Annotated in this window: 14 protein-coding genes and 2 tRNA genes; 8 read left to right on the forward strand and 8 right to left on the reverse strand. The window is 50.5% G+C overall.

The genetic code is table 11. The features are described 5' to 3' along the window. Positions 1-45 precede the first annotated feature (45 nt). From FEK30_RS07145 to FEK30_RS07175, 7 genes are all read left to right on the forward strand, one after another. Entirely contained in the window at positions 46-1,269 is a 1,224-nt protein-coding gene (locus FEK30_RS07145; RefSeq protein WP_065710153.1) for an ABC transporter permease, read from the forward strand. Positions 1,270-1,350: 81 nt separating this feature from the next. After that, positions 1,351-1,423 (forward strand) — tRNA-Arg (locus tag FEK30_RS07150). A 26-nt stretch (positions 1,424-1,449) separates the two neighbouring features. After that, positions 1,450-4,458 carry a sll1366 family intein-prone helicase gene (locus FEK30_RS07155; protein WP_138072608.1) on the forward strand — a complete coding sequence of 1,003 codons (3,009 nt, stop codon included), beginning with the start codon at positions 1,450-1,452 and terminating at the stop codon, positions 4,456-4,458. 72 nt (positions 4,459-4,530) lie between these two features. Then, the gene (locus tag FEK30_RS07160) at positions 4,531-4,758 is read left to right on the forward strand and encodes a DNA-directed RNA polymerase subunit omega (RefSeq protein ID WP_012306244.1); all 228 of its coding nucleotides are present in this window, start codon (positions 4,531-4,533) and stop codon (positions 4,756-4,758) included. A gap of 161 nt (positions 4,759-4,919) precedes the next feature. Beyond that, complete coding sequence (locus tag FEK30_RS07165) at positions 4,920-6,566, forward strand: DUF3685 domain-containing protein (protein WP_138072610.1); 1,647 nt, start codon at positions 4,920-4,922, stop codon at positions 6,564-6,566. 71 nt (positions 6,567-6,637) lie between these two features. Then, a complete protein-coding gene (locus FEK30_RS07170) occupies positions 6,638-7,072 on the forward strand; it encodes an NUDIX domain-containing protein (RefSeq protein WP_138072612.1) in 435 nt (144 codons plus the stop codon). Positions 7,073-7,111: 39 nt separating this feature from the next. Further along, entirely contained in the window at positions 7,112-7,498 is a 387-nt protein-coding gene (locus FEK30_RS07175) for a RidA family protein (RefSeq protein ID WP_138072614.1), read from the forward strand. Between the two features lie 156 nt (positions 7,499-7,654). Here the strand turns inward: FEK30_RS07175 and FEK30_RS07180 are convergent, their stop codons facing one another. The 7 genes from FEK30_RS07180 to FEK30_RS07210 all read right to left on the reverse strand — a co-directional run bounded on the left by FEK30_RS07180 (position 7,655) and on the right by FEK30_RS07210 (position 14,994). After that, positions 7,655-9,118, reverse strand: coding sequence for a DEAD/DEAH box helicase (locus FEK30_RS07180; RefSeq protein WP_012306248.1), 1,464 nt, complete (start codon positions 9,116-9,118; stop codon positions 7,655-7,657). Between the two features lie 180 nt (positions 9,119-9,298). After that, positions 9,299-10,618: a 30S ribosomal protein S12 methylthiotransferase RimO gene (gene rimO / locus FEK30_RS07185; protein ID WP_065710156.1), complete on the reverse strand. Its 1,320-nt coding sequence runs from the start codon at positions 10,616-10,618 to the stop codon at positions 9,299-9,301. Positions 10,619-10,754: 136 nt separating this feature from the next. Then, on the reverse strand, positions 10,755-11,387 hold the full coding sequence (gene hisG, locus FEK30_RS07190; RefSeq protein ID WP_012306250.1) for an ATP phosphoribosyltransferase: 633 nt from the start codon (positions 11,385-11,387) through the stop codon (positions 10,755-10,757). A gap of 47 nt (positions 11,388-11,434) precedes the next feature. Then, a complete protein-coding gene (locus FEK30_RS07195) occupies positions 11,435-12,649 on the reverse strand; it encodes an ATP phosphoribosyltransferase regulatory subunit (protein WP_138072615.1) in 1,215 nt (404 codons plus the stop codon). 34 nt (positions 12,650-12,683) lie between these two features. Beyond that, positions 12,684-13,616, reverse strand: coding sequence for a J domain-containing protein (locus FEK30_RS07200; RefSeq protein WP_065715992.1), 933 nt, complete (start codon positions 13,614-13,616; stop codon positions 12,684-12,686). Positions 13,617-13,687: 71 nt separating this feature from the next. Next, positions 13,688-14,530, reverse strand: a complete 843-nt coding sequence (locus FEK30_RS07205) for an inositol monophosphatase family protein (protein WP_138072617.1) — start codon at positions 14,528-14,530, stop codon at positions 13,688-13,690. Positions 14,531-14,625: 95 nt separating this feature from the next. Beyond that, positions 14,626-14,994, reverse strand: a complete 369-nt coding sequence (locus FEK30_RS07210; RefSeq protein WP_012306254.1) for a 2Fe-2S iron-sulfur cluster-binding protein — start codon at positions 14,992-14,994, stop codon at positions 14,626-14,628. Between the two features lie 71 nt (positions 14,995-15,065). On the opposite strand from FEK30_RS07210, the gene FEK30_RS07215 reads away from it, so the two are divergent. Beyond that, positions 15,066-15,152, forward strand: a tRNA-Ser gene (locus FEK30_RS07215). A gap of 74 nt (positions 15,153-15,226) precedes the next feature. Here the strand turns inward: FEK30_RS07215 and FEK30_RS07220 are convergent. Continuing rightward, the gene (locus FEK30_RS07220; protein WP_138072619.1) at positions 15,227-17,146 is read right to left on the reverse strand and encodes an ABC-F family ATP-binding cassette domain-containing protein; all 1,920 of its coding nucleotides are present in this window, start codon (positions 17,144-17,146) and stop codon (positions 15,227-15,229) included. Between the last annotated feature and the right edge of the window lie 2 nt (positions 17,147-17,148).

A 17,148-nucleotide genomic window follows, 5' to 3' on the forward strand; every position in this document is an offset into this window, starting at 1 on the left:
TTTTGCGTACAGTAGAGAAGAAGCACCTTTATCGACGACGGCCCCATGGGATTACATCTGTTTGAGCATTTACAAATGGCGATCGCCACCCTCCGCACCAACAAAATGCGCAGTGGTTTAACGATGCTCGGCATCATCATCGGCAATGCGTCCGTGATTGCCATGGTCGGTTTAGGCCAAGGTGCCCAAAAATTAGCCACAGAGCAGTTTGAATCCCTCGGTTCCAATGTTTTGTTTATCATTCCCGGCTCCCGGGCGGCCCAACGCACCACCATCGATTTACCCAAGACCCTCGTTTGGGAAGATGCCCAGGCGATCGCCGAACAGGTGCCAAACGTAGCGGCGGTGGCGCCCCAGATTAATAGTCGTGGTTTAGTGACATTTCGGGGGATTAATAAAGATTCTCTGCTCTTGGGGATTACCCCCGAATTCATTGATGTGCGCGAATTTACCCTAGCCCAAGGCCGGTTTGTGACCGATAGTGATGTGGAGCGCAACAAGCGCGTTGCTGTGATTGGCTCTGAGATTGCCACGGAGCTTTTCCCAAACATCGAGCCGGTGGGCCAAAAACTCCGGGTCAAAAACCTCACCTTCGATGTGATTGGTGTTTTAGAAGAAAAGGGGGCTTCCTTTGGCACAAACCAAGACAACGCCGTTTATATGCCCCTCACCACAATGTCGAACCAGGTGGTGGGACGCACGTCTCCCTATGGCACCGAGTTAACCTTTATTTCCGTCTCCGGCGAAAGTGAAGACCGAGTCAGGGCGATGACGTTTCAGATCGAAAATCTATTGCGGCTCCGCCATAAGATTGTCGATGAGGATGATTTTAGTGTCCAAAGTCAACAGGATTTATTGGATGTGGCGAATACGATTACCGGGGCTTTAACCACAATGTTGGCGGCGATCGCCGGTATTTCTCTCCTCGTTGGTGGGATCGGCATTATGAATATTATGTTGGTGTCTGTCACCGAGCGGACAAAAGAAATTGGTCTCCGTAAAGCCCTTGGTGCCACAGAAAACGACGTTTTGTATCAGTTCCTGATTGAATCGGTAATTCTCGCAGGGATTGGTGGGATCTTTGGGACAGGTCTAGGCTTGGGGGGAGTGTTTCTCGCCAATGTCTTGACCCCCCTGGCGGCCCCTATTTCTGTGACAGCCATTGTGATGGCGGTAGGTGTTTCTGGGGGAATTGGCTTATTTTTTGGGGTGTTTCCGGCTCGACAGGCGGCCCGTTTAGACCCGATTGTTGCCCTCCGCAGCGAGTAGAATTTTATCCCCGGCAATGGAGATAGATCGGGGTCTACAGCCAAACTTCAATCTGCTATACTTTATTAGCCCAAAACCCTTGGACGCATAGCTCAGTGGATAGAGCAACCGCCTTCTAAGCGGTCGGTCGCAGGTTCGAATCCTGCTGCGTCCGTTTTTCTCGACAAATACATATCGTCTATGGCACTGGTACACGGCACTTGGATTTTTCAGGCACAGCAATCCTACTTTTTCCTGTGGAGTGAGGTCTGGCGCAGTGAGTCCGCAGTCAGCCCGCCCGCTTATCCTTTTGGGGGCGATCGCCAAAGCCTCGAAACCCAACTCCAGGCCTATGGGGTGACGGTGCCAGAAAATGCCCAATGGTTAGAAACGACGCTTTCTCTACCCAGTACCAAAGGCACCAAGACCAAACCCTCGATCCCACTCTTGTCTAATCAAACCCAGATTCCCGATCAGCTCGATTGGGCCGACTGGCAAATTATGGGCCTTGCCCTAAATGCCCGCCAAGCAACGAATATTATTCAAATATTACCCCTCACCGATGACGCCCTCGCGGGGGATCTCCGGTTTTGGTGGCAGGTGTGCCGCTGGAGCCTTGATTTAGTTGTGCGGCGTAAATTTCTGCCCCATGTGACCCTCCTCCCAACGGGAGAAGCCCTAGCGACGTGGGTACCTTTGTTAGATAGCGTCACAGAACAACAGCGGTTTGCCCAGTTTTTGCAACAGATGCCAGGCATTTGTGCGGTCGGTCAAAGGCCAGCCCAGGTGTTATTGAGTTTTCTCACGGCGGTGGTCGATGCCCAGGTGCGCCCCCATGCCAAGCCCCTGCAAAATTTTCCGAAAACCTCTGTGGTGTTTCCCTGGTGCGATCGCCTTTCCAAAGCTAAGGCCACCTTTGAAGATCTGCCCCGTCAACTGGGCCATGCCTACGAAAATTGGATGTTTCCCGTGCGGGAATATTTGGTAAATCCGCCGGATTTTGCCCTGAATCAGCCCCTATTTCGTGCCTGCTTTCAACTGCTACCCCCCACCGCAGACCAAAACAGTTGGCAATTGCAATATGGTTTGCAGGCCTTGGGAAATGCAGAAAATATTGTCACGGCGGATCAAGTTTGGCAAGATCCCAGCCAACCCCAGGAAATTTTATTAAAGGGTCTAGGCCTGGCGTCCCGGTTGTACGAACCCATTGGTGAAAGTTTAGGGGGGCCGCAGCCCTGTGGTTGTCCCCTTGATGCGATCCAAGCCTATGAGTTTATCCGTTCGGCGGCCTGGCAACTGCGCGACAAGGGTTTGGGGGTCATCCTACCAGCAGGTTTAGAGGCCGGGAGTAATGAAGTACGCCTGGGCATTAAAATTTCTGCCCAGGTCAAAGATGAAAGTCGCTTAAACCTCCAGAGTCTATTGCAGTACAAACTAGAGGTGGCCGTTGGCGAAACGACTCTCACAGAACGGGAATTTCAGGATCTCCTCGCGCGGCGATCGCCTTTGGTAGAAGTCAATGGTCAATGGCTCGCCCTCCAACCCACCGATGTGCGGGCCGCCCAGGAAATTTACCAAACAAAAATGGCTGAACAACCACTGCGGGTCGAGGACGCCCTGCGCTTGGGGGCAGAACCGGGCCAGGTGTTTGCGAAGTTGCCCGTGGTTGGCTTTGAGGCGTCGGGGGCGTTGCGAGAACTCCTCGATCATCTAACAAATAATGAAGCCCTGAAGCTAATTGAGCCGCCTGACTCGCTCCAAGGAACGCTCCGGCCCTACCAGCACAAGGGGATGAGCTGGTTGAGCTTTTTACAAAAATGGGGCTTGGGGGCTTGTCTCGCCGACGATATGGGCCTAGGGAAAACAATCCAGGCGATCGCCTTTTTATTAACCCTCCAGGAAAACAAAAAACTAACCCAGCCAGTGCTATTGGTCTGTCCCACCTCCGTGGTCAGTAACTGGGAACGAGAACTTCACAAGTTTGCCCCCAGCTTAAAAACCTTGATTCACCATGGCGATCGCCGCGTCAAAGGAAAAACCTTTGCGAGCACGGCCCAAAAATATGACGTGATTCTCACCAGCTATTCCTTGGTTTTTCGGGATCAAAAAGATTTAGCGACTGTGTCTTGGCAGGGCATGATCCTCGACGAAGCCCAAAATATCAAGAATCCCCAGGCGAAACAGTCCCAAGCGGTGCGTGACCTCGACAGTGGTTTTCGCATTGCCCTCACGGGAACCCCTGTGGAAAATCGCCTCAAGGAACTCTGGTCAATCCTTGATTTTCTCAATCCCAATTTCCTCGGTACGCAACAATTTTTCCAACGGCGCTTTGCGATTCCCATCGAAAAATATGGCGATCGCCAAACCCTCCAGAGCCTCCGTAAGCTGACCCAACCCTTTATCCTGCGTCGCCTCAAGACCGACAAGACAATTATCCAAGACCTGCCCGAAAAACAGGAAATGGAAGTCTTTTGTAGCCTCTCGAAAGACCAAGCCAACCTTTACCAAAAACTGGTGGATGAATCCCTTGCGGAAATCGAAAACACCGACGGCATCCAACGGCGCGGCTTAATTCTCACCCTGCTGCTACGGCTCAAACAGCTTTGTAATCACCCTGTACTGCTCCAGAGCAAACCCAAACTCGGCAAAAATTTCGCCCCCCGTTCCGGCAAGCTACTCCGCCTTGAAGAAATGCTCGAAGAATTAATCTCCGAAGGCGATCGCGCCTTGATCTTCACCCAATTTTCCGAGTGGGGGAAACTGCTCCAACCCTACCTCCAGGAACGCCTCGGCCAGGATGTCCTTTTCCTCTACGGAGCGACCCGACGGGAGGCCCGCCAACAGATGTGCGATCGCTTCCAAAATGATCCCAATGGCCCGCCTATTTTTATCCTGTCCCTCAAAGCAGGGGGCACCGGATTGAATTTAACCCGCGCCAACCATGTGTTCCACGTCGATCGCTGGTGGAATCCGGCGGTAGAAGACCAGGCCACCGACCGCGCCTTCCGCATTGGCCAGAAACAAAATGTCCAGGTGCATAAATTCGTCAGTACCGGCACCCTCGAAGAAAAGATTAGTGCCATGATCGCCAGCAAAAAAGAACTGGCCGAACAAACCGTTGATACGGGAGAAAATTGGCTGACGGAACTGGATACGAATCAACTGCGAGATTTACTGCTCTTAGAGCGCGATCGCCTCATGGAAGAATAACCAGGCGAACTCCCCCACACCGTTATAATGGAAAGCCTGAACACCCAACCCACAGATTTATTACCACCTCGTATGCAAAAACGTAGCTCCTTCGATTCTGCAGAAATTATGCACCGGGCTGAAGATCTCATGCAGGCCGCATCCAATCGTTACCGCATTACTGTGCAGGTGGCTCAGCGGGCTAAGCGCCGCCGTTACGAAGAATTTGATGCCGTTGAAGATCCGTTAATGAAGCCGCCGATCCGCGCCATTATCGAGATGTCCGACGAACTGACCCAGCCTGAAATTATTGGGGAATAATTCAAACCCTGCGCTCATCTAGTTTCGTCGTCCTGAAGGGGTTAACAAGTGGCCCCTAAGCAAAAAATCCACAAGAAGTTTGTGGGGAGCGATGTATTACAGGCGTCAACCAGTACACTGGGAGCATTGGTAACTCAGTGTAAGACATTCGTAAGCTTCCCATGAAACTGCTGTTGGTAGATGATGATCCCATTTTTCGTCTAGGCTTTTGTACTGCTTTGGCCCAGGAAACAGATTGGGCGATCGCCGCAGAAAATTTCAGCACCATTTTGGCAGCATCCCCCCGCAAGGATTTGGATCTGATTCTCTGTGATCCCGCCTGGCAGGGGGATCGTCATTGGCGTCGATACCGCGAACTGCAACGCCTTTACCCCACAACGCCCCTAGTCCTCTGCACGGCACAACTGGATTCAGAGCGGATCTTACAGGCGAAACGGGATGGACTAGCAGGTTATTTCCCGAAAGGCTTGGCGATCGCCGATCTCGTCCCGGAGCTGAGTACCATCGCCGCTGGTGGTAAAGTTTGGTCCCAACGTCCCCAGGGCATTAACCAAAATTTGTTCGCTGGGATGCGTCGCCGGGGTCTCAACCAGATTTACACAGCCCTAGATCGCGTCGAAACCTACCTCGCCCAAGAGAATCTCCCGCCTCTGTACCGTGCCGTTTTCGCTGGACAACAACGGGAACTCAAAACAGCAGCCTGGCTCCTGCGCAATTGTCTGCCCCAAAGTGCCATTTTCCTCAATACAGTTCCTCCCGCCCAGCCCCAAACGCCTCCCGCCGGGGCGATCGCCATTGCCTCGCCCGTAGAGATCACGACGACCAATAGCCGCTGGCAAACCCTCCTCGAAAAGACCTTTGTGAAGCTCAATGGCTCCCTGAAAAATGCCACTGGCAGTAGCCTAGAACTAGAGATTGTCACCCCAGAAAAACGACGGGAACTGCTCTACATCATTCTGCAACAACTCAATTTTATTTTTAATGATCCCCAGTGGAAAAATTTAGATCCCGAAGCCTTCCAAGCGCAACATCAACGCAGCATTCGCAACCTCTGGAAATTTAGTGCCCAGGAATTTATTGGCCGCTACCACCTCACCGCTGACAATCAGGCCGAGGGCTTTTTGGAGTTGCTCAATCGGGTGGCGATCGCCAATGCCCCAGGCCTAAACCAAAGACTACCCCAAAGCGACGACTTATTCGCCTATTTACTACAAGACCAGCCCCTCAAGATTGATAATGTCACCTATCGCCTTGAGGCCAGGGAAGCCCTGCAACGCAGCCAACTCATTTTAGAAAATTTGTTGATCACCGTCGGTAACGATATCCTGCAATTTATCTTGAATACCTTACCGGAGCCAGAATTACTCAAGGCAGAAATTTACCAGCCAAAACTGCGCTCTTCCCGCAATATTGCCCGTTTTCGCAATGATCTATCGTGGGCCTATCGCCTGCGCAAATATTGGTTAGAACCGAAGGCCATTTTTGAAAGTCAACATCAATTTTTGAGCGTTAGTCCAGTCGGCATCGTGCAAACGGCCGTTTACCAGCCCCGATCCGCAGAACTCGCCAACCTTGAGGGGATTCCCTGGCTGGTGACGATTCTCCTGGAACTGAGGGATGCCCTTGCCCCCCGGATTCGCGCCCTCGTGGCCTGGCTCGGTGAAATTTTAGTTTATGTGCTGACCAATGTGATTGGCCGAGCCCTTGGGTTAATCGCCAGGGGCATCGTCGAAGGAGCTGGCAGCAGTTGGCAACATCTCCGGGCGCGCCAAATTGAGCTAGCGAACATGACCCGAAAAAATTCCTAAGAAGACAATAAGTCTACTCGCGGGCTTTAGAGAAACTGCTATGATCCTGATTGCACTTGCCTTTCTCTGCCATGGCTTACCGTAATCCCGCTCCCACTGTCGATATCATTGTTGAACTCTGCGATCGCCCCCATCGACCAATTATTTTGATTGAACGCAAACGTGAACCCTTTGGTTGGGCAATTCCAGGGGGCTTTGTGGATTATGGCGAAACAGTAGAGACAGCCGCCAAACGGGAAGCTTTAGAGGAGATTTCCATAGAGGTGCAATTGGTTGAGCAATTGGGTGTGTACTCCGACCCTGCCCGTGACCCACGCCAACACACCATTAGTGTGGTCTTTATCGCTACGGCAACGGGAGACCCCAAAGCGGCAGATGATGCGAAAACGGTCGGCATTTTTCAGCCGTGGGAAGTTCCGCAAAATTTATGTTTTGATCATGGGCGCATTTTGCAGGATTATTGGTCTTACCGCCACCACGGGATGCGTCCCCGTCTGGGTGCTTAACGTGATCTGCAATTTTTTAACGGTTTTAAGAATTTAGTGATGGAAAAACAAGTTATTCAAACTAATCATGCCCCTGCCCCCGTTGGCCCCTATAACCAGGCGATCGCCGCTTCAGGCAAGATGTTATTTTGTTCTGGCCAAATTGCCCTTGATCCAACCACGGGCCAAATTATTGAGGGGGATGTCCAAGCCCAAACGAAACAAGTCATGGCAAATTTAGCGGCGGTATTACAAGAAGCTGGTGCCACCTGGGAAAATGTTGTGAAAACGGGCGTTTTTCTCAAGGATATGAATGATTTTGCGGCGGTTAATGCTGTGTATGCCACCTACTTTGATGAAGCCACTGCTCCGGCCCGCGCTTGTGTTGAGGTGGCGCGTCTGCCGAAGGATGTCCTCGTCGAAATTGAATGTATTGCCGTGCTTTAAATACACCACTAAAGCTGCATTTTTATAAAGCTTTACCCAAAGAAAAACCTCCATTTCCGATGAGAAGTGGAGGCTCTTTTTTATTTCTATAATGCTTGTCGCATTCCCCTAGATTTAGTGAGTTGGCTCACCTGAAGAGTCAGCGATATCACATTTTTAGGAATGGTTGGAACTGTAGGAACGGCGTCCCCGGGAGCGATCGCCTTTGTAGCCACCGCCACTCCCTTTGTAGTTAGAACGACGTCCGCTGCGGCCACCTTTTTTCGTCGGCTTGGGGAGACCTGTCTTAGTGTTGACTTCTGGTACTTCCCAATCTTCGTTGAGCCATTCGGGGGAATTATTGTCGTACATCATTTGCAATACCGCCGCGGCGATCGCCTGGGGATCATACTCATCACCCAAACGCTTCACAATCGGCAAGAAAGAGGCCATCCGTTCTCCAGCCAAGGCTTCCCGTACTTGGGTTTCCAGGCGGGTCACCCGTTGGGCTTCTACTTCAGTGCGGCTCGGAATAGTCGAAACTTTGAGGGACTGTTTGACGCGCCGTTCAATTTGACGCAACAACCGGCGATCGCTGGGTTCGACGAGGGCGATCGCAGTACCCGTTTTACCAGCCCGACCCGTCCGACCGATGCGGTGAATGTAACTTTCCGTATTATCTGGCAGATCAAAGTTAATCACATGACTGAGATTTTCCACGTCCAGACCCCGCGCCGCAATATCCGTGGCGACGATCATCTTGATTTTGCCGTCTTTAAAGCGACGTACCAGTTTTTCCCGTTGGTTTTGGTTGAGGTCGCCGTGGTACTCATCGGCACTTTGGCCCGCTTCAACCAACTCATTGGTCAACTCTGAAGCTGTCCGTTTCGTGCGCACAAAGATAATCGCCGATTCCGGATTTGCCATTTCCAAGATGGGCAAGAGGGCTTTGGTTTTTGACCAACCGCGCGGAATCATGTAAACCTCTTGGGCAATGCGGTCGGGGGTTACCTGAGGTTGTTTGATCGTGATATTGATCGGGTCATTGAGGAAATTTTCCACCAGATCCCGGATTGCGGGGGGCATGGTCGCCGAGAAACAAACCGTTTGGCGTGTTTTGGGGGACTGACGCAAAATCTTTTTCACATCATCAATGAAGCCCATACTGAGCATTTCATCGGCTTCGTCAAGCACTGCCCAACGGAGTTCTTCAAAAGACAACTTACCCCGTTCGAGAAGATCGATGACCCGGCCCGGCGTGCCCACAACAATGTGGACGCCCTTTTGCAGGCTGCGAATTTGCCGTTCCATGGATTGACCACCGCAGACGGTGAGCACCCAGAGACGACGATCCACGGCGAATTCCTTGAGGGACTGGGTCACCTGCACCGCCAGTTCACGGGTGGGAGTGAGGATCAAACCTTGGACGGTCTTTTGTTCCAGGTCAATTTTTTCAAGGAAAGGCAGGGAGTAGGCGGCGGTTTTACCTGTACCTGTTTGGGATAGTCCCACCACGTCCCGTCCTTCGAGGATTGCGGGGATCGCTTTACTTTGAATTTCGGTGGGCTTCTCGAAGCCAATATTTTCTAACAGGTCAACGCGGGCGTCGGATAAGCCGATGGTTTGAAAAGAAGTGGTCATAAAAAAGTTGTAAGGTTTATGGATGGGTTTTTGCTAAGGTTTGACAAAAATTGGGAATGCGTCTCATCTAAGGGCAATCCCTCCCCCAACCCTTTTCCCAAACTGGGTTCTTTGAAATAAAACCGATTGGATGCTTCTTGGCAGTCTGGACAATGCCGGGGGTGTGGCTGGACGGTCTAGTTATGCTTCCACGATGGTGCCGTAGAGGTCATAAATATCCGCAGCGGTAATTTGAACAGGGACAATACTGCCGAGGGAGGCTTCTCCGGTGACATATACCAGTCCGTCAACGTCTGGAGCAAATCTAGGCGATCGCCCGATTAATTCACCAGTCGCTGGGTTTTCCTGTTCGATCAGCACATCCACCGTTTGTCCGACACAAAGTTCATTGCGGCGGGCAGCAATCGGTTGTTGAATTTCCATCAGAGCATCCCGACGGCTATCTTTGACAGATTGCGGTAGTTGGTTCGGTAAATCAATGGCAGGGGTTCCTTCCTCAGCCGAGAAAGTAAACACACCCACATGATCAAACTCGTGACGTTTCACAAAATCCACGAGGTGCTGGAAGTGTTCTTCCGTCTCGCCGGGGAAACCCACGATAAAGGTGGTGCGCAAAATTGCATCGGGTAACGCCTCTTTCAGGTCTTCAATGATTCGATCATTGACGCGACCTTGCCAAGGACGATTCATCGCCCGAAGAATATCTGGATGGGAATGTTGTAGCGGGAGATCCAGATAGGGAATAACGTTGGGGGTATCACGCATCGCCGCGATCACCTCAGGGGTCAACCCCGTCGGATAGGCATAGTGGATGCGGATCCAAGGCACATCGACTTCACCCAAGGCTCTGAGGAGTTCTGCCAGTTTGGGTTTGCCGTAGATATCTTTGCCGTAGTTGGTGGTGATCTGGGAAATCAGAATAATTTCCTGGACACCTTGGTCAGCCAGTTGTTTGGCTTCAGCCACGATGGACTCAATGGGGCGCGATCGCTGATCCCCTCTGAGGTGAGGGATGATGCAAAAGGCACAGCGGTAATCACAGCCTTCCGCCACCCGGAGATAAGCCACCGCTTCGTTGGTGGTGCGGTAGCGGGGCACAGTTTCGTCAGCGATATAGGTGATTTCTTGGGAAACTTCCTTCACAATCTCGCCCTGTTCGGTGCGTTGAATCACGTCAACAATTTTGTGATAATCCCCAGTGCCTACGAGGGCGACAGCTTCAGGCAATTCTTCTAAAAGCTGCTCTTGGAAATGTTGCGCCATGCAACCGGAAATGACAATTTTCTTGTTTGCCTCTGCCAATTCCACTAGGGTACGCACAGATTCGGCGCGGGCATCCTCGATGAAGCTACAGGTGTTGACGATGACGTAATCGGCCAGTTCTTCGTTTGCATCGACCTCATAACCAGCATTTACCAATAGCCCAATCATATGTTCGGAATCGATGCGGTTTTTTTCACAACCAAGATGGGAAATGGCGATTGTCGGTTTTGTGGTCATGCAGTTTCTAGTAAAGAACGGAGTTCAGGTCAAGATCTAGGAACGATTTCTTAATGCATTGTAACGGATCTTGGGGCGATGCTGAAATATTTTTTAGGAATTTGTCAGCAAACCTTGTTACCATTTGCCCAAAAATTTAGAGGATTTGCTCCAATTTTTGCACCCAATCGAGCATATTGTGACGGTTGGCGCGGTAGCTGGTGGGGTGGGCAATGAGGCGGACGGTGCTATGGAAGAGCACTTCAACTTCTTCGAGGTTATTTTCCCTGAGGGTATTCCCAGTGGAAACAAGGTCAACGATCGCCTCGGACATACCAGTAATGGGGCCGAGTTCGACGGAGCCGTGGAGGGGGATGACTTCGATGGGGAGATCGAGATCGCGGAAGTAGTCTTTGGCGCAATTAACAAATTTGGAGGCTACACGGCAGTTGGGGGGGAGTTGCCGGGGATTTTTGTAGGGGCTGGCCTTGGGGACGGCAACGGAGAGGCGACAACCACCAAACCCTAAGTCTAACAGATTTGCGACATCGGGTTTTTTCTCCCGGAGGACATCGTAACCCGCAAAGCCTAGTTGGGCCTGGCCATATTCGACATAGACAGGAACGTCATGGGTGCGCACGAGCATCGCCCGGGCGGTGCCAGTGGGATCGGTGATTTGCAGTTGGCGATTTTTTTTATCGAGGAAGGCGCTAAAGTCTAACCCGACTTGTTGGAGGAGGGCGATCGCCTCTGGGAGGAGGCCACCTTTGGGAATGGCAATGGTAAGCATTTTTTCGTTAGCAGTGATTCAAAAATCTTGAGGAAACAGAATTTAAGTTAGAGGGTTTCGAGTTTGGGTTCGCCACTGGGGTCAATCCAGGCGAGGTGGGTAATGTGGCTGCTGCGGGCATAGGCATAAATTTCCGCAGGCGATCGCCCTCCCAGTTCCACTTCGACGCGCACCATTTCATCCCCTTGGCGGAGGGTTTGGGCATAGTGAAATACCTGCTGCTGGGCATTGGGTTCCGTCGCAATCACCAGCCAAGCACTGCCAGCGAGTTGTTTAGGTAGTTGGGGACTTGTCAACAGACAGGTGTGTAGTTCTTCAATATTCAAGCAAAAGCCAATACCGGGGTGATTTTCCCGTTGGGGATGATACAAGCCCAGAAGCTGATCATAGCGGCCACCCTGACCCAAGATATAAGACTGATGATTGGCAAAATTAACCACCTCAAACACAATGCCCGTGTAGTAATCAAAGGTCTGAATTAGGGTTAAATCCAAGATAATTGGCAGTTGTTTTCGGGTACTCCCAGCCAATAACGTAAAGAGAGCCTTAAGATTCGCGACGATTTCCTGCGCCTCTGGCCCCAGATCAAACTGACTCACCCGCGCCAATACGGTTTCTGGCTCGCCACGCAGATCAAAAATGTCCAGGGCATAGGCCTTGAGATCCTCATCCAGGGGCAATTCCTGCAACCCAACCCGGTCTAAATTGGCCACACAATGACGAACTGTTTCCCTTACTGGTTCAGGAAACGGATCCAAGAGCGATCGCCCCAGGGCCGCCTCCCCTAAAATTAACTGCCAATCGTCTAGACCCAGGGCGTCGAGGGAATCTGCCAGGAGCAATAAAATTTCTGCATCCGCCACAATTCCTGCCGCAAAGAGTAACTCTACCCCCGCTTGGTAAAACTCCATTTGTTTGCCGTGGCTGCCCCGGGGGGGATGGCGAAATACATTGGCCCGGTAACAAAGCCGTTGGGGAAAGGTATTTTCGGCCATTCTGGTGACAGCCGCCCTGGCGATCGAGGCCGTTAACTCTGGACGCAAACCCAAAGCTTGACTTTCTGCCGTTTGTAGTTGAATGACCTTTGTGCGATCCACCGCCCCGCCAGCCGTGAGCGTCTCCAACCATTCCAAAGTAGAGGTGACGATCCGCTGGTAGCCCCACTGTTGAAAAACCCGTTGGAGATTGTCATTAATCCAGGCCTTTTGAGCCACTTCGAGGGGTAATAAATCCCTGGCACCTGCGGGGGGTTGATGAATCATGAAATCCGTATGTTGAGCTTTGCCGTCGCCTATTCTACTTCTTTTTCCCGCCAAACAAACCGCCAAATAAACCCCCTTGTTTATCGGCGCTCCCTTTCTTGGCCCCTGGTTGGGTCTCTAGGGCGCTGCCCATCACTTTTTCGAGGGCTTGCTTAGCTTGGCGCACGAGGGGATCTGTTGGTTTGGAGAGGTAAGCTTTTTTGATATGCACCTTGGCCATTGCCAGTTGGTTTTGGCTGAGATAGGACAGTCCCATGAGGGCGTGGGCCTTGATGCAGTTGGGATCGAGCTGGAGGGCATCTCGGAATTCCAGCACGGCCTTGGCATAGTTTTTCTTTTTTAGGTGTTCTTCTCCCCGCCAGAGGGCTGCGTCTAGGGAAGATGTGCTGGTATTTTTCGGCGGCGGCGGGCTGACGGTAGCGCCTGATGTCGCCATGGTTTCCCCAGGATATTGGGGCATGGTTTCTTTGGTCTCGACTTTTTTAACCTTGCCTAGGTATTGGAGATAGACAAGGTTCAGTTCGCTTAAGGTGGCGATCGCCTGGGGGACTGTGGCCATCGTTTGGTAATTTGCCTGGGCCAAAGCTGCCACCTTCTCCCGGTAGAGTGCCGAAATATTCCCTGGGGTATCGAGGAGTTCCTGGGCTTCCGTCGTAGTGAGGACAAGGTTATCTGTCTCATTACTCAATTGCTGACTCAATTGCACCAGAATCACTTGGTATTCCGACCAGGAAGCCGGTTTAGACAGTTTTTCGTAGGCCGGATTCACGAGCTTTGACAAAAATTCACTGGCCAAGCGTTTATCCAGAGCCTGGGTTAGGGTACAGGTATCCGGGTGGAGCCGTTGGGCAATTTGTAAATAGGCTTTGCGCACGACTTTTGGATTCGCATCAATGGGCAAGCCGAGCACTGCAAAATGGTCGGCAATTTTTCGAGCAAATAATCCTTGGTTAATGGCAAGCGACATATGTTTGTGGGGGTCCCATTGACCTAATTATGACTGATTCTAAAAAAGGTACAACCGTTTAATGATGGTTTTTATGAATCCGCAGCGTAATAACTCTGAAACCATCCTTGGGCCTCTTGGAGGGCGACACTCAACGGGGTATGAATTTTGCCATTCGTCGCCAAGAGCCGACCACTGCCCATATCGAGGGGGGTTTGATCGTAGCTGGTGACGAGGCCGCCTGCTTCGCGCAAAATGCAGATGCCCGCCGCCATATCCCAGGGTTGGATGCCCCGCTCCCAGTAACCGTCTAGGCGACCACAGGCCACATCCGCGAGATCAAGGGCCGCCGATCCGCCCCGTCTGACCCCCTGGGTTTGGTGGGTGAGGTAACAAAATTCACGGTAATTATTATCCTTCGTTTGCCGGCGATCATAGGCAAAACCAGTGGTAAGGAGACTATTTTGTAGCTGATCTGTTTTTGAAACTTGGATCGGTTGGCGATTTAGGGTGGCCCCTAATCCTTGGGCGGCGCGGAAGAGTTCATCGCGGTAGGGATTGTAAACAACGCCGACTAACGGTTCATCAGCATATAACAGAGCAATGGAAACCGAAAACATCGGATAGCCATGGGCATAGTTCACTGTGCCATCGAGGGGATCGATCATCCAGAGGTAAGGACTGGGCTGATTTGTGGCTAACTGGCCTGCTTCTTCGGCATGGATCGGCACATCCGGTAGATGTCTTTGGAGCAGTTCGATAATGGCGGCTTCGGAGGTGGTATCCGCTTCTGTGATCAGATCGCCTGGGGTTGCTTTTTCTCGAATTTGTTGGAGGTTACCGTAATATTTTCTGAGAATTGCGCCAGCACTGAGGGCGGCTTCTGTGGCAATGTCGAGGTAAATTTGGCGTTCGGGTAGGGAGGGAAGGGCCATAGAGATATTTATAAAAGGAGATGGGCAAAGTTTGAATCCAAGAAAGTGGCGATCGCCCCAGGATCAGAGTTGATAATGGGGGTGTCTAAATGCCGTTAGTCTTCATCAAGGGGTAGACCAAAGCGAATCTTACCCTTACCGAAGTTGCGCCCAAACTGGAGTTCATACACTTCGTCCTCATCCTGGGTTTCTACCACCAAATCACTTTTGGCATGGCTCACACACATCAGCGCATAACCCTGGCGTTGCAGATCCGGGGAAAGTCCCATGGCATATTTTTGTTCGAGATCCCCGGACAAAACCCGCACAGCGCAGGTCGTGCAGGCCCCGTTGCGACAGGAGAAGGGAATCTGAAACCCTTGTTTTTCGATGCTCCGCAAGATGAATTCGTCCTCAGGGACGGTAAAAGTCTGGGTTTCGTTAATTTGCCGGTAATTAATCGTGATTTTGTGAGTTTTAGCCATGGTTACAGCAGAAAAAATAAAAATTTGCCTTTTCCTTTAGTTATTGTATAATCATTAACCGTGCCCCATCTGGAGAGATGGCCGAGCGGTTGAAGGCGCAGCACTGGAAATGCTGTTTAGGGGTAACTCTAACGAGGGTTCGAATCCCTCTCTCTCCGTTCTAACTTAGAACCTATTTACAAAAGCCTTAGATGTGTTGTCTAGGGCTTTTTTGTGGCTTGAAAGACGATGGTTAATGCTCCATTTCTGCCAGTTCTAACCACCGTTCTGTTTTTGCTTCGATGTCTTGATTTAGGGCTTCTAATTTTAAAGAAAGGGCCTGCAATTGCTCATAGTCAGCTTGGTTACTGAGTTCTGTTTGCAATGCTTCCCGCTGAATTTCTAGCTCAGGAATAATCTCATTTTCGAGGCGTGCTAGTTCGCGCCGTTGGTAGTTTGACAGGCGACGGGATGGAGCAGCTTTTGGCTTGCTAGGCGTTTGTGGTTTGGCGATCGCCTCTTTTGGGGGAGGATTTTCCGGTGGGTTTTGGGCAGCTTCTGCCTGTTTATAGTCTAAATAAAGGGAGTAATTGCCGGGGTATTGTCTCAGCAGTCCATTGCCTTCGAGGGCAAAAATCATGTTCACTGTCCGGTCGAGAAAATAACGGTCGTGGGCAACGATAATCACACAGCCATTAAAGTCTTCGAGGTAATCTTCCAAAATAGACAGGGTTTGTACATCTAAATCGTTCGTAGGTTCGTCAAGAATGAGTAAATTCGGCGCACCCATTAGCACTTTTAGCAGAAATAAACGCCGTTTTTCACCCCCAGAAAGTTTCTGAATCGGCGCATATTGTTGATCAGGCGGAAACAAGAATCGTTCCAACATTTGTGACGCTGTAATTTGTGTGCCATCCGCCGTTTGTACATAGGTGGCAACGTCTTTGATGTAATCAATCACCCGTTGATTTTGTGTCGCTTCATCGAGTAAATCATCGGAATGTTGATCAAAATAACCAATATGAATCGTACTGCCAATTTCTACTGTGCCGCTATCGGGCTCAAGTCGTCCCGTAATCAGATTTAAAAAGGTCGATTTGCCCGCCCCATTGCCACCGATAATGCCGAGGCGATCGCCGGGATTAAATTCATAGCTAAAATCTTTGATAATGTTTTTTTTGCCAAAACTTTTATAGAGATTCTCGACGACAACAACTTTTTTACCAATCCGTCGCCCCGGTGTATCAATTTCAACTTTACCTTGGGCTTCTTTGAAGGTTGTATTTTGCATATCGGCAATTCGATCAATGCGTGCTTTTTGTTTGGTACTTCTCGCCTTTGGCCCCCGTTTTAGCCACTCTAATTCCCGCCGCAATACCCCTTTATGTTTTTGTTGACTACTAACTGCTGCTTCTTCTGCTAGAGCCTTTTTCTCTAGGTAATAGGAATAATTTCCGGCATAAGTATACAGATCCCCTCGATCAATTTCGATAATTCGGTTTGTGACTTTATCGAGGAAATAACGGTCGTGGGTAATTAACAGTAATGCCCCCGAAAATTGAGTTAAATAGCCCTCCAACCATTCCACTGAATCGGCATCTAGGTGGTTCGTTGGTTCATCCATTAGGAGCAAATCAGGTTCTGATAACAATGCTGAAGCAAGGGCAATGCGTTTGCGGTAACCACCGGATAAGTCCCCTACTTTTGTCTCAAAATCATCAATACCTAATTTACTCAAAATAATCTTGGCATTGGTTTCCACTTCCCAAGCATTCAGGGCATCCATTTTTTCGGTAATGCTGGACAATTTTCCCATTAAACTATTCAATTCATCGCCAGAAGCTTTTGCCATTTTATGGGATAAATCTTCGTAGGCTTTAACCCATTTCATTTGTTCACTACAGTTAGCAAAAATCTGATCTAAAACGGTATTTTCTGGGTCAATTTCTGGTTGTTGCGGTAGATAGATAATCCTTGCTCCAGAACGAACTAACTGCTGTCCCCCATCAATGGGTTCAATCCCCGCAATCATTTTCAAAAGGGTTGATTTGCCACCCCCATTTACCCCGATCAAGCCGACTTTTTCGCCATCATCAATGCTTAAGCTCGCCTCTCTGAGAATTTCTTTAATGCCGAAATCTTTTTTAATGGATTGGAGGGTAATGATACTCATGA

Source organism: Picosynechococcus sp. PCC 11901, assembly GCF_005577135.1.
Taxonomy (GTDB): domain Bacteria; phylum Cyanobacteriota; class Cyanobacteriia; order Cyanobacteriales; family MRBY01; genus MRBY01.

What these genes read in the sequence shown, in the direction of transcription:
- FEK30_RS07170 (WP_138072612.1), top strand. Translation starts at nt 6,638, where the DNA reads ATGGCTTACCGTAATCCCGCTCCCACTGTCGATATCATTGTTGAACTC.
- FEK30_RS07145 (WP_065710153.1), top strand. Translation starts at nt 46, where the DNA reads ATGGGATTACATCTGTTTGAGCATTTACAAATGGCGATCGCCACCCTC.
- FEK30_RS07165 (WP_138072610.1), top strand. Translation starts at nt 4,920, where the DNA reads ATGAAACTGCTGTTGGTAGATGATGATCCCATTTTTCGTCTAGGCTTT.
- FEK30_RS07155 (WP_138072608.1), top strand. Translation starts at nt 1,450, where the DNA reads ATGGCACTGGTACACGGCACTTGGATTTTTCAGGCACAGCAATCCTAC.
- FEK30_RS07220 (WP_138072619.1), bottom strand. Translation starts at nt 17,146, where the DNA reads ATGAGTATCATTACCCTCCAATCCATTAAAAAAGATTTCGGCATTAAA.
- FEK30_RS07200 (WP_065715992.1), bottom strand. Translation starts at nt 13,616, where the DNA reads ATGTCGCTTGCCATTAACCAAGGATTATTTGCTCGAAAAATTGCCGAC.
- hisG (WP_012306250.1), bottom strand. Translation starts at nt 11,387, where the DNA reads ATGCTTACCATTGCCATTCCCAAAGGTGGCCTCCTCCCAGAGGCGATC.
- FEK30_RS07195 (WP_138072615.1), bottom strand. Translation starts at nt 12,649, where the DNA reads ATGATTCATCAACCCCCCGCAGGTGCCAGGGATTTATTACCCCTCGAA.
- FEK30_RS07205 (WP_138072617.1), bottom strand. Translation starts at nt 14,530, where the DNA reads ATGGCCCTTCCCTCCCTACCCGAACGCCAAATTTACCTCGACATTGCC.
- FEK30_RS07210 (WP_012306254.1), bottom strand. Translation starts at nt 14,994, where the DNA reads ATGGCTAAAACTCACAAAATCACGATTAATTACCGGCAAATTAACGAA.
- rimO (WP_065710156.1), bottom strand. Translation starts at nt 10,618, where the DNA reads ATGACCACAAAACCGACAATCGCCATTTCCCATCTTGGTTGTGAAAAA.
- FEK30_RS07180 (WP_012306248.1), bottom strand. Translation starts at nt 9,118, where the DNA reads ATGACCACTTCTTTTCAAACCATCGGCTTATCCGACGCCCGCGTTGAC.
- FEK30_RS07175 (WP_138072614.1), top strand. Translation starts at nt 7,112, where the DNA reads ATGGAAAAACAAGTTATTCAAACTAATCATGCCCCTGCCCCCGTTGGC.
- FEK30_RS07160 (WP_012306244.1), top strand. Translation starts at nt 4,531, where the DNA reads ATGCAAAAACGTAGCTCCTTCGATTCTGCAGAAATTATGCACCGGGCT.